Source organism: Mesorhizobium sp. M5C.F.Ca.IN.020.29.1.1, assembly GCF_003997375.1.
Lineage (GTDB): Bacteria > Pseudomonadota > Alphaproteobacteria > Rhizobiales > Rhizobiaceae > Mesorhizobium > Mesorhizobium wenxiniae.
The window spans coordinates 1-511 of record NZ_RZSW01001168.1; the positions used below are offsets into that span (position 1 = coordinate 1).

General features: G+C 66.3%; 1 protein-coding gene. It reads left to right on the plus strand.

What is annotated here, in order from left to right:
• Positions 1-5: 5 nt before the first annotated feature.
• Positions 6-511: OmpA family protein (locus EOA85_RS36865; RefSeq protein ID WP_127212842.1), on the plus strand; the 506-nt coding region annotated here is incomplete at its 3' end.

The window sequence follows — 511 nt, forward strand, 5'->3', positions numbered from 1 at the left end:
AGACTGTGCTCGTCGCCGTGGCGACGGCTGTGCTCGTGAGTGCCTGCACCACAACCGATCCGTACACCGGAGAGCAGAAAGTTTCCAACACTGCTGCCGGCGCCGGCATCGGCGCGCTGGCTGGTGCAGGGCTCGGCCTGCTTGCCGGCGGCAACGATCGCCGTAATGCGCTGATCGGCGCTGGCGTCGGCGCGCTCGCCGGCGGCGCCATCGGCGCCACGATGGACCAGAACGAGGCCGAACTGCGCCGGCAGCTTCAGGGCTCCGGCGTCAGCGTCACCCGCACCGGCGACCAGATCATCCTCAACATGCCGTCCGACATCACCTTCAACGTCGACCAGGACGCGGTGAAGCCCGGCTTCTATCAAGTGCTGAATTCGGTCGCACTCGTGCTGAACAAGTTCCGGCAGACCACCGTCGACGTGTTCGGCCACACCGACTCGACCGGTGGCGACGAGCACAATTTCGACCTGTCGCAGCGCCGCGCGCTGGCCGTTGCCAACTATCTGTC